The sequence below is a fragment of the Labrys sp. WJW genome (assembly GCF_001676615.1).
GTDB lineage: Bacteria > Pseudomonadota > Alphaproteobacteria > Rhizobiales > Labraceae > Labrys > Labrys sedimenti.
Window position 1 is genome coordinate 1 of the sequence record NZ_LYXZ01000042.1, and the last position, 14,738, is coordinate 14,738.

Annotated in this window: 10 protein-coding genes; 9 read left to right on the top strand and 1 reads right to left on the bottom strand. The window is 63.9% G+C overall.

Annotated features, from left to right (window positions below; translation table 11 throughout):
- From dhbA to BA190_RS24990, 5 genes are all read left to right on the top strand, one after another.
- A partial coding sequence (gene dhbA, locus BA190_RS24970; RefSeq protein ID WP_068294098.1) for a 2,3-dihydro-2,3-dihydroxybenzoate dehydrogenase occupies nt 1-660 on the top strand: 660 nt, incomplete at its 5' end.
- A 21-nt stretch (nt 661-681) separates the two neighbouring features.
- Nucleotides 682-1,518, top strand: coding sequence for a siderophore-interacting protein (locus BA190_RS24975; protein WP_068294101.1), 837 nt, complete (start codon nt 682-684; stop codon nt 1,516-1,518).
- Nucleotides 1,508-1,801, top strand: a complete 294-nt coding sequence (locus BA190_RS24980; RefSeq protein WP_245314949.1) for a phosphopantetheine-binding protein — start codon at nt 1,508-1,510, stop codon at nt 1,799-1,801. Before BA190_RS24975 ends, BA190_RS24980 begins: the two co-directional genes overlap by 11 nt.
- 48 nt (nt 1,802-1,849) lie before the next feature.
- Nucleotides 1,850-4,879, top strand: a complete 3,030-nt coding sequence (locus BA190_RS24985; RefSeq protein ID WP_162275210.1) for a condensation domain-containing protein — start codon at nt 1,850-1,852, stop codon at nt 4,877-4,879.
- Nucleotides 4,880-5,239: 360 nt separating this feature from the next.
- Complete coding sequence (locus BA190_RS24990; protein WP_068294123.1) at nt 5,240-7,363, top strand: TonB-dependent receptor; 2,124 nt, start codon at nt 5,240-5,242, stop codon at nt 7,361-7,363.
- A gap of 58 nt (nt 7,364-7,421) precedes the next feature.
- On the opposite strand, the gene BA190_RS24995 is transcribed toward BA190_RS24990, so the two are convergent.
- The gene (locus BA190_RS24995; RefSeq protein ID WP_068294108.1) at nt 7,422-8,324 is read right to left on the bottom strand and encodes a LysR substrate-binding domain-containing protein; all 903 of its coding nucleotides are present in this window, start codon (nt 8,322-8,324) and stop codon (nt 7,422-7,424) included.
- Between the two features lie 183 nt (nt 8,325-8,507).
- On the opposite strand from BA190_RS24995, the gene gcvT reads away from it, so the two are divergent.
- The 4 genes from gcvT (at nt 8,508) to BA190_RS25015 (ending at nt 14,568) form a co-directional block, all read left to right on the top strand.
- Nucleotides 8,508-9,665 (top strand): glycine cleavage system aminomethyltransferase GcvT, encoded by a 1,158-nt coding sequence (gcvT, locus tag BA190_RS25000; RefSeq protein ID WP_068294110.1) that lies wholly within the window; start codon nt 8,508-8,510, stop codon nt 9,663-9,665.
- Between the two features lie 10 nt (nt 9,666-9,675).
- Nucleotides 9,676-10,038 carry a glycine cleavage system protein GcvH gene (gcvH, locus tag BA190_RS25005; protein WP_068294112.1) on the top strand — a complete coding sequence of 121 codons (363 nt, stop codon included), beginning with the start codon at nt 9,676-9,678 and terminating at the stop codon, nt 10,036-10,038.
- Between the two features lie 109 nt (nt 10,039-10,147).
- Complete coding sequence (gene gcvP, locus BA190_RS25010; RefSeq protein WP_068294114.1) at nt 10,148-12,994, top strand: aminomethyl-transferring glycine dehydrogenase; 2,847 nt, start codon at nt 10,148-10,150, stop codon at nt 12,992-12,994.
- A 167-nt stretch (nt 12,995-13,161) separates the two neighbouring features.
- Entirely contained in the window at nt 13,162-14,568 is a 1,407-nt protein-coding gene (locus BA190_RS25015; protein WP_068294117.1) for an L-serine ammonia-lyase, read from the top strand.
- Nucleotides 14,569-14,738 lie beyond the last annotated feature (170 nt).

Here is a 14,738-nt window from a genome sequence, read left to right on the forward strand (position 1 = left end):
GGGCCCGCCCTCGCCCCGCCCGCCGCAGGCGTGAACGGCAATGCCGAGGCGGGACTGGTCGCGCTCGACATCACCGATCCCCAGCAGGTAGACGAAGTATGCAGCCGGATACTTGCCGAGTTCGACGGCCTCGACATCCTCGTCAATGCCGCCGGTATCCTGCGGCTCGGGGCCGCCGAGGACCTCACGCTCGACGATTGGCAGGCCTGTTTCGGCGTCAATGTCAGCGGTGCCTTCTACCTCATGCGCCACTGCATTCCGCTGTTCAAACGCCAGCGTTCGGGCGCGATCGTCAACGTCGCCTCCAACGCCGCCCATGTGCCGCGGGTGGGCATGACCGCCTATTGCGCCTCGAAGGCGGCGATGGTCAGCCTCAGCCATTGCATCGGGTTGGAACTCGCCCCTTTCGGCGTGCGTTGCAACGTGGTCTCTCCTGGTTCCACCGACACCCCGATGCTGCGCGGCATGTTCAAGAACCCCTCGGATGGGCAGCGGTTGCTGGCCGGCCTGCCCGAGCATTTCAAGCTCGGCATTCCGCTCGGCAAGCTCGCCTCGCCCGAAGAGATTGCCGACGTCGTCCTGTTCCTGGCGTCCGACCGTTCCAGCCACGTCACCCTGCAGGACGTGGTGGTGGACGGCGGCGCCACGCTGGGCGCCTGAACTCAAAGGATTTGCAATACCATGACCATTGCCACTCTCCCGGAGAGCGAAAAGGATCGCTCTCCCATGCGTGTGCGCCACGAAGTTCGCCTGCGCGAGCTCGAAGTGCGCCGGGTGACGCGCCTTGCCCCCGCGATGACGAGGATCACGCTGGCCGGCCCCGCGCTGGAGGGCTTCGCCAGCCTGGGTTTCGACGACCATGTGAAGATGTTCTTTCCCGCCCCCGGCGAGAGCCGCCCGAGCCTGCCCCATATCGGGCCGGAGGGCATGGAACTGCGGGAAGACCAGCCCAGGCCGATCACCCGCGACTACACGCCCCGGCGCTACGATCCAGCCGCCGGCGAGCTCGATATCGATTTCGTGCTGCATGACGAGGGGCCCGCCAGCACCTGGGCCGCCGGGGTCAAGGCCGGCGACCAGGCCTGGATCGCCGGGCCACGCGGCTCTTTCGTCATCCCCTTTGCCTTCGACTGGTATCTGTTGGCCGCGGACGAAACCGGCCTGCCCGCCCTCGCCAGGAGGCTCGAGGAATTGCCGGCCGGGGCTCGGGTGCTGGCCTTCGTCGAGGTCGGCGGCTCGCAGGATCACCTGCCGCTCGATACGGCCGCCGACGCGACGATCGTCTGGGCCCATCGCGGCGATGCCCATGCCGGAAAAACCGACGCCCTGCTCGACGCCCTGCAGCAGGCGGAGTTTCCGGTCGGCGACTACCATGCCTGGATCGCCTGCGAGTCGTTCCAGGCCAAGCAGCTGCGCCGCCTGCTGATCGAGGAACGCGGGGCTTCGCCCAAATGGGTGCGGGCTTCGGGCTATTGGCGGCGCGGGGCCACCGCGGTGCATGACCATCATGACGATTGAGAACGCGCAGCCCGTTGGTACGCGGGAGGCCGCCTGCGAACGGATGCCTTCGCTGGAACGGATCCGCCAAGAAGTGGCCGGCGTTCTCGATCTCGCACCCGAGGAAGTGCCCGATGAGCTCAACCTGATCGAGATCGGCCTGCACTCCCTCGCCATCATGACCCTGCTCGGGCCGATCTCGCGGCTGGCCGGCGTCAGGCTCGATTATGCCGATTTGGCTGCCGTGCCGACGGTTCGGGCATGGAGCGCCCTGGTCGAGCACAAACGGGCAGCAGTCCCTTGAAAACGAAGATGAATTGTTCCGGCACAGACCGGACGCATGGAGATTGAGATGGCGGAAAGATCAGCCCGCTTGCTGTCGGCCGAGGAAACGCCGCGTTTCGACAGCGTGGTCCAGAAGGGGCCGGACCGGTCGGCGATGGTGCTGACGCAGGCGGAAGAAGCCCTGTGGCTGCGCCAGCAGCAGGACCCCGATGCCGTGCTGAAGCATGTGATCGCCTTCAGGCTCGATGGCGCGCCCGATTTGCCAAGGCTGGTCGCGGCCCTCCATCACGCCTTCGAGGCATTGCCGGAACTGAATGTGCGCTACCACTTCAGCCTCGACGGCGAACTGGAGAAGAGCGCCAGCGCCGAGGTTTCATCGTGTCTTCTCATCCGCCGTGTCGAAACGACGGCTGAAGCGGTCAATACGCTGCTGGCCGAGCAGGGCGCGGCCTGGGATCTCGAACAGGGTGCCCCAATCCGGGCGCTGGTCCTGCTGAGCGGTGAAACCACGATCCTCGGCTTCGCGGTCCACCGCATCCTGGGTGGAACCATCCGCTGGAAAACCCTGCTTAAAGCCGTCTCCCATTCCTATAATGGCACGCCGCCCGCAATGGGGGGCTCACCCGGCGGCGAGGCCGCAGCGGCGGTCGCGGAGACAGAGCCGACGACGGACAGCGAGGTTGGCGCGCCTCCGGTGCCCTGGCTGCTGAGGGCCGGCGGGAACGAGGCACCGGGCCTGATTGATTTTGCCCGGGCGCCGCTGCTGGAACAGAGCCTGATGGATCGCGTGGCGGGTCGTTGCGGCACCCTCATCGAGACGGAGAGCCTCTCGGCGCTGGCCGGCCCCGAGCCCATGCCATCGGCCTTGATCGCTGCCGTGGCCCTGCAGTTCGGGCGGTTCCTCGCGCAGCTTGGCGACAGTGCCGCCCTGGATCTGAGCCTGCCCCGCCGGCCCACGACCGACATGCTCGACCTGTCCCTGCCCTTCTGCGCGCAACGTTTCCTGCGGATCATTTTGCCGCGGGACATGGTTGATACCAAGGACGCGATGGCGCGGATTCTCGCGGGCATGGCAAGCCCTGCTGCCGGTCCGCTCGACCTGCGTCCTCCCACCGAGCGAAACGATGCACCGCGTCCCCACGCCTATGTGACCTGGCTGACCGACCCGACTCAGGTGCTTCCGCTCGATGGGATATCGGTGGAACGCCTGCCCCTGCCCTCCCTCGCACCGCGTCCGGATCTGGCCCTGGGCCTGGGGCGGGCTGCCAGCGAAGACCGCCTGGCACTCGAGCTCATGGCTGGCCAAGCCCTGTCGCCAGCGGCTGGCACCCTTGTCCTCGAGCGCTTTGCCGGCATGCTTGCCGGTGCGGCGATGCCGCTCGAAGGCCGGAGCATCGGGCAGGTCGTTTCCGCCCCCGCGCGGACGACATCCGCGCCGCCTGCCGTGGCCCCGGCCCGGAAGGAGGCCGATGCGATCGAAGAGATCATCCTGGCCGAATTCCGCCTGGCCCTCTCCTCGCCGGCGATGACGGCCGAGGACGACTTTTTCGATCATGGCGGGCACTCCCTGATCGCCACCCGCGTCATCGGCCGCCTGCTGAGCTCGCATGGCATCGAGGTCAATTTCAACGATCTCTTCCGCCACCCGACGGCGGCAGGTCTCACCGGTCTCGCCCAACGACATGGCGCTACCGCGGACGCAGGCGTTCCCGCAGAGGCAGACGGCTCCGCCCTCATGGCCCCCTTGTCGCTGGCCCAGAACTCGTTGTGGAAGATCTACGCTGCCTTCGGTTTCGGCGAGATCTTCAACCTGCCCTTTGCGCTGCGCTTCCTCGACCGCGTCGACGAAACCATCTTCGCCAGGGCGTTCCAGGACGTGCTGGAGCGGCATTCGGGCCTGCGCACCTTGTTCCGCCAGCAGGAGGACGGCACGGTGGGCCAGCTCATCGTCCCGCCGGAAGAGTTGGGAGCCTACAAATGGTTCTGGCATTCGCATGAAAGCCGGGCCGACGATCGCGGCCGCGAAGCGGGGTACCGCTTCGACCTGTCCCGCGAATTGCCGCTGCGGCTACGCTTCCTGATCGAGGAGGAAACCGGTCGGCAGGTCCTCTCGCTGCTGTTCCATCACATGGTGCTGGACGAATGGTCGGTGAACCTGATGATGGACGAACTCGGCCATGCCTATCGCCAGCGGGCGGCGGGCAAAGCACCCGTCTGGACCGGGCAGCCTGCACCGTTCCATGAATTCGCGCGCCTCCAGCACCGGGCCGGCCTGAACCAGGCGCATCTCGACTATTGGACCGGCATGCTGCGCGATGCACCGCGCAACCAGCAGATCCTGCCGCGACTTCCCGTCTGCGAGGATACGCCCTCCTCCCCTTCGAGCGCCGGCGGCTGGGTGGAGCTCAAACTCGAAAGCGCGGTGACCGAGGGTCTCTATGTCCTCGCCAAGGAGAATGGCGCTTCACTGTTCAACGTGGTCTATGCCGCCATCGCCAGTTCCCTGCATCTTCTCGGGTCCCTGGACGAACTGGTGGTTGGAACCTCGGCCTCCGGCCGGAACGAGCCCGACTTCTTCGACACCATCGGCTACTTCACCACGGTGGTGGCCCATCGTGTCGGCTTTTCGCCACAAGGCACGGTGGCCGAATTGATCGAGCAGGTGAAGAACACCATCAACGGCTCCCTGCCCAATACCGATATCCCCATCGACCTGGTCGAGGAGGCGCTGGGTATCGTGCGCGAGCAGGAACATCTGTTCGAGGTCTTCATCCAGCTTCACGCCAAGAACAAGTTCAATGGTGCCTTCACGCTGGAGGACGGGAGCAGGATCGAGTTCCGCCAGGTGGATCCCGAACGGCACGAATCCGTGCTCGGCCTGCAATTCGAGGTGATGGAGGAAAAGCTCGGCGACGAACGCTGTATCCGCGTGATGATGACCTATCGCTCCGAGCACTACGACCAGCAGCAGGTCGAATTGATCCGCCAAACCACCCTGAAAATCTTCCGCCTCTTCTCCCAACCCGGCGGCGCGGCGACGAAGCTCGCCGCCCTGCAACCTGCCATCGCCGCGTTTCCGGTACCGGCTTCCGCCTGACGGACAGGGCCTGCCCCTGAAGGAGCAGGGATAGCCGGAACCCGTTCACAATGGCCGACGCGGGGGAATGCAACATCTGCATTCCCCCGCCTTGCCTTTGGCGGGGTTCGCACTGCTCAGAACAATGTGCAATTTCGAAGAGCTAAAATTTACACAGCCCCATCTATACAATAATACTACAATTTAAATCTAGAATTTTCCCAAACTGCACAATAATTTGTGTCATTATTATCACATATCTTCATTAATCAAAATAATATACTTTCATTACATTGACTGCACCCACTCTTCACCTCCTAGATTGCGTATCAGGGCCGCGCACTTTGCGGCACGCGTTTGTTTGGGCTGTGGAGGGCTATGATGGTTGCAGGTTTGACAAGTCGTTTTCTGGGCGGCGCGAGTGCGATGGTGCTGTCGGCCATGCTGGCGATGCCGGCCGCTGCGCAAAACCGTCCGGCGGGCAATGAGGAGCCCATCGAGCTCGATCCCGTCTATGTCACCGGCGAGAAGATCCGGCGCAGCCTCGACGAGACCGCATCCTCGGTGAGCGTGTTGACCGACAAGGACCTTGCCGAGAAGACGGGCGAGAACTCCCTGTCGGAGGCGCTCAACGATGTGCCGAACCTCGTGCCGATCGGCACGACCGGCGCGCCATCCATTCGCGGCCAGGATACCCAGGGGCCCAATGCCGGCTCGATCGCCTTCCTGTCCGGCACTGTGCCGCGTGCCAGCGTCAATGTGGACGGCCACTATCTGAGCTTCTACGAATATCTCTACGGTGGCACCTCGATCTGGGATGTCGACAGCGTCGAGGTCTTCCGCGGGCCGCAGACCACGTCGCAGGGTGCCAATGCCATCGCCGGCGCCATACTGGTCAGGACCAAGGATCCGACCTTCAAGCCCGAAGCCGCCTACCAGATGGAATATGGCAGCTACGACACCAGGCGCGGCTCCTTCATGCTGTCAGGCCCGCTCAGCCAGGATTTTGCCGCCCGTATCGCCGTGGATTATTGGGGCCGCGATACCTTCATCGACTATATCAGCCCCCGTTTCGCCAAGGGGAAGACCGACCAATCCTTCGACGAATTGAACCTGCGCGCCAAGCTGCTCTGGCAGCCCCAGGCCATTCCCGGCCTGAAGGCCAAGCTGACGCTCGCCCATACCGACACCAATCGGCCGACCCTGGAAGCAGCCTTTCTGCCCTATGACGATCTCAAGAGCGGCACGCTACAGATGCCGAGTTTCCGCCAGCGCACCAACACGGCGATCTTCGATCTGGAATACGACTTCCAGAACGGCATGAAGCTGTCCAACCAGACCCAGTATTCGCAGTCGCGCTATGATCGCTTCGGGGTGCCTCGTCCGAACGGTAGTTCCGACATCGCCCAGAAGAACGTCTCCAACGAGCTCAAGCTCAATTTCGGCGAAGAGAAGGATGTCTGGCATGGCGTCGTCGGGCTCTACTACGCGCATACCAAGTCGGACGAGACGCTGACCCTGCTCAATCGACAACAGCAACCCGGATTGTCGAGCTTCGACGATACCAAGGACAATGTCGGGGTGTTCGCCGAGGTCAATCGCCGGTTCGGCGAGCGTTGGCTGCTGACGGGCGGGCTGCGCTATGAGCACGACAGCGTCAAGCGGAACGGCTTCACCAGCCTGACCGCCGTGCCCCTCGACTACGACAAGAGCTTCGGCGCCCTGCTGCCGAAATTGTCGCTCGCCTACAAGCTGACGGACAAGATCACCGTCGGCGCGCTCGTCAGTCGTGGCTTCAATCCCGGCGGCGTCTCGATCAACCTGGTCCCGCTTCCGGGCGAGGATCCGTGGAAGCGGTTCAAGGCCGAGAAAGTGTGGAACTACGAACTGTTCACCCGCGCCCATTTCCTCGATGATCGCCTGTTCGTCACCGGCAATCTATTCTACAACGATTTCAAGGATGCTCAGCGGTATGTCAGTGTCTATCTCCCCCAGAACAACCTCACCCAGCTCTATACGGTGAATGCCGAAAAGGCGCACGCCTATGGCGCAGAGTTCGGCTTCGACTACCGCATCCTCGACAATGTCCGGCTCAAGGCTGGGTTCGGGGCACTCGTCTCCAACATCGACAAGATAACGAGCGAGCCGAAATATCAGGGCAACGAGTTCCAGAAGGCGCCCGGCTATATGCTCAGCTTGGGCGTGAGCTGGGACGTCACCCCCAAGCTCAACGTCTCGGCGGACCTGCGCCATCTCGATGGCTATTACTCGGACGATGCCAACTCGGCGAACCTCTCCATCAAGCCCTATACGATCGCAGATGCGCGCGTGAGCTATCAGCTCAGCGAGCACGCCCAGATTTATGGCTATGTGAAGAACATTTTTGACGAGCGCGCAGCGACCTTCAGACAGATCAACCGCTCTACCGCTACCGCAACTCCGGTTGTCGAGGCCGCCATGACCGCGCCGCGCATGATCGGCATCGGGTTGCGCGGAACGTTCTGAGCGGGCTGCGACAAGCCCTCCTCATGGCCGATCCGGGGTTCTCTCGGATCGGCCGTTGCTATTCCGGCAGGGGCAAGGCTCGCGGCCGCCCGCCCCGTCCCAGTTCGGTATCGGCGAAGCTCTCGGCGATATAGTCCTCGAGGCGGATGATCGCCTCGCTCGAATTGCCGGCAAGCCGGTGCAGCCTGAGTTCTAGATGGCCGAGCGGCGGGAAATCGTCGCGCTCGCCGAGCATGCGCACGCCCGACGGCGCCGCACTCTCCGCCATCACCGTCACGCCCAGCCCCGCCCGCACGGCGGCGGAAATGCCATCATAGCTCGAGCTGAGATAGGCGATTCGGCAAGGCCTGCCGAGCCCGTTCAATGTTTCCAGGATGCGGCGCCTGTAGATGCAGGGCGGCGGTGCCACCACCAGGGGCAAAGGGCTCTGGGTGTGGCGCTCATGGTCGGCGCTCGTCATCCATACCAGCGGCTCGGTGAAGATCTGGCGTCCCTCCGTCAGGTTCGGCTCGTCATGCAAGGCAATCACGAGATCGAGGTCGCCGTCGGCCTGGCGGCTGAGCAGGTTCTTGCTGAGGTCGCTCGTCACTTCCAGCATCACATTCGGATGGGACTGGGCGAATTTGCCCAGGAAGTCCGGCAGCAGCGAAGCCGTATATTCATAGGGGGCGCCCAGTCGGATGCGCCCGGCAACCTTGGGCTGGCGCATGCTGGCAAGCGCCTCGTCGTTCAAGGCCAAGATGCGCCGGGCGAACTGGGCGAGCAGCGTTCCTTCCTGGGTGAGTTGCAGCTTGTGCGCATCCCTTTGGAAGAGCTGCGCAGCCACGATTTCTTCAAGCCGGCGGACCTGGAGGCTCACCGCCGATTGGCTGCGGCCAACCAATGCACCGGCGCGCGTAAAGCTGCCTGAATCGATGGCCTTCACGAAGGTGCGCAGGAGTTCCGTGGGAATGTTCTGCATGGCTTTATCATGAGAAATATCAATTCTAGCATTTGAATTATGAATTTCTGCAATGTCAAACGATCTGGCATATCCAGGTCATCCGGAGAGATTGGCGCAGCCGGCGCCCCGGGATGCCAGGCCTACGCATAGACCAGCATTTGCGATACTTGATCTGATAAGAACACCACCGAGGACATGCCCATGGACGACCGGAATGAAGCTGACCGGAATGACCTTGGAAACACGCCACTGACCGCGCTCAATGTCGCGCTCGGCGGCAGAATGGTGGAATTTGCAGGCTACGACATGCCCGTGCAGTTTCCCGAAGGCGTAGCGAAGGAACACCTCCATACCCGTACCCTGGCTGGGCTGTTCGATGTCGGCCATATGGGCCAGGTCGTGCTCCGCGCGAAATCCGGGAAATACGAAGATGCGGCGCTGGCACTGGAGCGGCTGGTGCCGGTCGATGTGCTCGGGCTGAAGCCGGGGCGACAGCGCTACGGGCTTTTCACAGATGCCAAGGGCGGTATTCTCGACGATCTGATGTTCGCCAATCGCGGCGACCATCTCTTCCTGGTCGTCAACGCGGCCTGCAAGAGCCAAGACATTGCCCATCTGCGTGCCCATCTGTCCGAGGACTGTGAGATCGAGGAACTGACGGAGCGCGGGCTCATCGCCCTCCAAGGCCCCACCGCTGAGGCAGCACTGGCCAAACTGGCGCCGCAAGCCGCAGCCATGGCTTTCATGAATGTGAAGGAATTGACCATTCTCGGCGCCTCCTGCCTGGTATCCCGCTCCGGCTATTCGGGCGAGGACGGCTACGAAATCTCGGTACCCTCAGCCCAGGCGGAAGAGCTGGCCAAGGCCCTGCTCGCCGATCCCGACGTGCATCCCATCGGGCTCGGCGCACGCGACAGCCTTCGGCTCGAAGCGGGGCTCTGCCTCTATGGCAATGACATCGACACCTCGACGACGCCGGTTGCGGCGGCCCTTGAATGGGCTGTGCAGAAGGTGCGGCGTACCGGCGGGGCCCGCGCGGGGGGCTTTCCGGGAGCCGAAGTGATCCTGCCCGAATTCGAACATGGGGCATCGCGTCGACGCGTCGGGCTGGCCGCCGAAGGCCGCGCGCCGATCCGGGCCGACGCGGAACTCTTCACCGACGAAACGGCGCCGGCGCCGATAGGCCGCGTCACGTCCGGCGGCTTCGGTCCCACCCTCGGCGCTCCCGTCGCCATGGGCTATGTTCCCACGGCCAGCGCCAAACCGGGCACCCGGCTTTTCGCCGAGGTGCGCGGCAAGCGCCTGCCGGTCGTCGTCGCCACCCTTCCCTTCATCACCCCGCGCTACAAGCGCAGCTGAGAGGCCCACCATGACGAACTTCACCGAAGACCATGAATGGCTCGAGATCACCGGCGGCGTCGCCACGGTCGGCATCACCGGTCATGCCGCCGAGCAACTCGGCGACCTCGTCTTCGTCGAGCTGCCCGGGGTCGGCAAGCACCTGTCGAAGGGTGACGTCGCCGCGACGGTCGAGTCCGTCAAGGCCGCCTCGGACGTCTATTGCCCGCTCGATGGCGAGATCGTCGAAGTGAACGAGGCCATCGTCAACGACCCGTCTCTCGTCAATTCCGATCCGCAGGCGGGTGGCTGGTTCTTCCGTCTCAAGCTTGCCAATGCCGACGATGCGGCTGGCTTGATGGATGAGGCCGCCTACAAAGCCCATATCGGCTAAAGCGTTTTGTGATTTGGCGCCATCGTCAAGAATCGCAAAGACGCGTCGGAACAAGGAGTTAGAGCAAATAAGCGTTCGGTCTGAACGCGCTTTGCTCTGAGAGGACACGATGTCTCATACCGAAACCACCTACGATCCCTATGATTTTGCCAATCGGCGCCATATCGGTCCCTCCCCGGCAGAAATGACGGAGATGCTGAAGGCTGTCGGTGCCGACAGTCTCGATGCGCTGATCGACGCCATCGTGCCGGCGGGCATCCGCCAGAAGGCGCCGCTCGCTTGGGGGCCGGCGCTGTCCGAACATGGCGTGCTCAACCGCCTGCGCGAGGTCGCCGACAAGAACCGCGTGATGATCTCGCTGATCGGCCAGGGCTATTACGGCACCGTCACGCCGCCGGCGATCCAGCGCAACATCTTCGAGAACCCGGCCTGGTACACGGCCTACACGCCCTATCAACCGGAAATCAGCCAGGGGCGTCTGGAAGCCCTGCTGAACTTCCAGACCATGATCTCGGATCTGACCGCGCTCGACGTCGCCAATGCCTCGCTGCTGGACGAAGGCACGGCCGCGGCCGAGGCGATGGCGCTGTGCCGCCGTTCCGCCAAGTCCAAGGCGAATGCCTTCTTCGTCGATCACCATTGCCATCCCCAGACCATCGCGGTGATCGAGACCCGCGCCGCCGCGCTTGGCTGGGATGTCGTGGTCGGCGATCCCTTCGCCGATCTCGATCCGGCCGGCGTGTTCGGCGCGATCTTCCAATATCCCGGCACCTACGGCCATGTGCATGACTTCACCGGCGTGATCGAGGCGCTGCACGGCGCCGAAGCGCTGGCCTGCGTCGCTGCCGATCCGCTCGCCCTGACCATCCTCAAGGCGCCGGGCGAAATGGGTGCCGACATCGCCATCGGCTCGACCCAGCGCTTCGGGGTGCCGATGGGCTATGGCGGCCCGCATGCCGCCTATATGGCGGTGCGCGACGCGCTCAAGCGCAGCATGCCCGGCCGCATCGTCGGCGTTTCGATCGATGCGCGCGGCAATCGTGCCTATCGCCTGTCGCTGCAGACGCGCGAGCAGCATATTCGCCGGGAGAAGGCGACCTCCAACGTCTGCACCGCCCAGGCGCTGCTGGCGGTGATGGCCTCGATGTATGCGGTGTTCCATGGCCCGACCGGGCTCAGGGCGATCGCCGAGCGCGTCCATCGCAAGATGGTGCGGCTGGTCAAGGGCCTGGAGAGCCAGGGCTACAAGATCGAGCCCTCGACCTTCTTCGACACGGTGACGGTCGAGGTCGGCGCGGTCCAGGGCGCCATCCTGAAATCGGCCGAAGCCGAGGGCATCAATCTGCGCCGGGTCGGCACCAGCAAGATCGGCATCGCCTATGACGAGCGCACCCGCCGCGGCCACACCGAAGCGATCTGGCGTGCCTTCGGCATCGACCTCAGGGATGACGACCTCACCCATGAATACCGGCTGCCCGACGCCCTGGAACGGACCTCGGCCTACCTGACCCACCCGATCTTCCATTTGAATCGGGCCGAAGCGGAGATGACGCGTTACATGCGCCGTCTCGCCGATCGCGATCTCGCGCTCGACCGCTCGATGATCCCGCTCGGCTCCTGCACCATGAAGCTGAACGCCACCGCCGAGATGACGGCGCTGAGCTGGCCAGAATTTGCCGACGTGCATCCCTTCGCGCCCGATGGCCAGACCCAGGGCTATGCAGAGGCGATCGCCGATCTCGAGGCCAAGCTCTGCCAGATCACCGGCTATGATGACTTCTCGATGCAGCCCAATTCCGGCGCGCAGGGCGAATATGCCGGCCTGTTGACCATCCAGGCCTATCACCGGGCGCGCGGCGACACCCATCGCGACGTCTGCCTGATCCCGACCTCGGCCCACGGCACCAATCCGGCTTCGGCGCAAATGGCCGGCATGAAGGTGGTGGTGGTCGGCGCGGCCGCCAATGGCGACATCGACCTCGCCGATTTTCGCGCCAAGGCGGAAGCGCATTCGGCCAATCTCGCCGCCTGCATGATCACCTATCCCTCGACCCATGGCGTGTTCGAGGAGACGGTGCGCGAGATCTGCGAGATCACCCATGCCCATGGCGGCCAGGTCTATCTGGACGGAGCCAACATGAATGCCATGGTCGGGCTCGCCCGCCCCGGCGATATTGGATCTGACGTCAGCCATCTCAATCTGCACAAGACCTTCGCCATCCCGCATGGCGGCGGTGGTCCGGGCATGGGGCCGATCGGCGTCAAGGCCCATCTGACGCCCTATCTGCCGACCCCGCCCCAAACCGGCGAGAAGGGTGCCGTATCCTCGGCCCCCTATGGCTCGGCCTCGATCCTGCTGATCTCCTGGGCCTATTGCCTCATGATGGGGGGTGAAGGCCTGACTCAGGCGACCAAGGTGGCGATCCTCAATGCCAACTACATCGCCAGCCGCCTCTCGGCCTCCTATCCGATCCTCTATTCGGCCGGTGGTCGGGTTGCGCATGAATGCATCCTCGACACCCGCGTCCTGAAGGATCGCGCCGGCGTGAGCGTCGACGACATCGCCAAGCGGCTGATCGACTGCGGCTTCCATGCCCCGACCATGAGCTGGCCGGTGGCGGGGACGCTGATGGTGGAGCCGACGGAGAGCGAACCCAAGGCCGAACTCGACCGCTTCATCGCGGCCATGCTCGGCATTGCGGCGGAAGCCGAAGCGATCGTGGCGGGCACCCTCGATCCCGAGGACAACCCGCTCAAGCACGCGCCCCACACCGTGGAAGATCTGGTGGGCGAGTGGAACCGCTCCTACAGCCGCGAGATAGCCTGCTATCCGGCCGGCGCCTTCCGGGTCGACAAATATTGGTCGCCGGTCAACCGGGTCGACAATGTCTATGGCGACCGCAACCTGGTCTGTTCCTGCCCGCCCCTCGAAAGCTATGTCGAGGCGGCAGAATAAGGGCTAGAGCAAAGTGCGATTTCTCTGAATCGCACTTTATCTCTAACTCTTTGTTTTGACGCGTTTTCTTAATCGAAAAGTCTATCAACTTTTCTGGAAAACGCTTCAATGACCACGCTGGATGCGGGCGGTCCTCGGGACCGCCTGCCTTGAGTAGAGAGCCAGGCATGTTTCTGTCGATTTTCGACATCTTCAAGATCGGCATCGGGCCGTCCTCGTCCCACACCATGGGGCCGATGGTGGCGGCGGCCCGCTTCCTGGACGAATTGAGAACCCTGGTGGAGCGCGAGCCCGCCATGACAGACCTGCGGCTCAAGGTCAGCCTGCACGGCTCTCTGGCCTTCACCGGCCATGGCCATGCCACCGACCGTGCCGTTATCCTCGGGCTGATGGGATTCCTGCCTGCCACCATTGACCCGGACCTGGCGCAGGAAAAAGAGGCCGAACTCCGTGAGGCGGGCGTGATCAGGCTTCCCGGCCTGCCTCCGCTCACTTTCGTCCCCGACACCGACCTCGTTTTCGACTATGGGCCGCCGCTGCCCGGCCACGCCAATGGCCTGGTCATCGCCGCCACGGATGCGAATGGCGAGCTGCTTCTCAGCCGGACCTATTATTCGATCGGCGGCGGCTTCGTGCTGTCGGCCGAAGAACTCGAAGCCCAGCGCAGCAGGGATGCGGCCTCGTCCGACGAACCGGGTGCGCTCGGCTTTCCCTATCCCTTCGGCACCGCTGCCGAAATGCTGGCGATGGGGGCCTCCTCCAATCTCAGCATCGCCGAGATGAAGCGGGCCAACGAAGGCGTCGTCCACAGCGGCACGCTCGACGACAGGCTCGATGCGATCTGGGCCGCAATGGATGGTTGTATCGACCGCGGCCTGCGGCAGGACGGCATCCTGCCCGGCGGCCTGTCGGTGCGACGCCGTGCGCACACCATTCACCAGCAGCTTCTGGCCGAACAGGGCCGCAATCTCGAACAGCCCCATGTCGTCAATGACTGGATCTCGATCTACGCCATGGCGGTCAATGAGGAGAATGCCGCCGGTGGACGCGTCGTCACCTCGCCCACCAACGGGGCAGCCGGCGTGGTGCCGGCCGTGATCCGCTATTATCGCGACCATTGCCGCGGCTCGAGCCATGAGGGCATCCGCGATTTTCTGCTGGTCGCGGCCGCCATCGGCGGCATCATCAAATACAACGCCTCGATCTCGGGAGCCGAAGTCGGCTGCCAGGGAGAGGTCGGATCGGCGTCGGCCATGGCGGCTGCCGGGCTTTGCGCTGCGCTCGGCGGCTCCAACGAGCAAGTGGAGAACGCGGCCGAAATCGCGCTTGAGCATCATCTGGGCATGACCTGCGATCCGGCCAAGGGCCTGGTGCAAGTCCCCTGCATCGAGCGCAATGGGCTCGGCGCGATCAAGGCGGTAAGCGCCGCCAGCCTCGCCTTGCGCGGCGACGGCGAGCATTTCATGCCGCTCGACAACTGCATCGAGACGATGCGCCAGACCGGCATCGACATGAACCTCAAATACAAGGAGACCTCGACCGGCGGGCTTGCCGTCAACCTGCCGGAATGCTGAGCCGATCTCCGCCTCAGCGCATCGCGAGTATCAAGAATACCGACCTATCGCGGGAGGGGCTTTCCTGGGAGCGCGGACGAGGACGTCCATAGGCGCTAAGATAAGGGGTTGGGCGAGATGAGGGGGTTGGAGATCGAGCTCGACATATGAGCCCCCTCGCCCCGTTTACG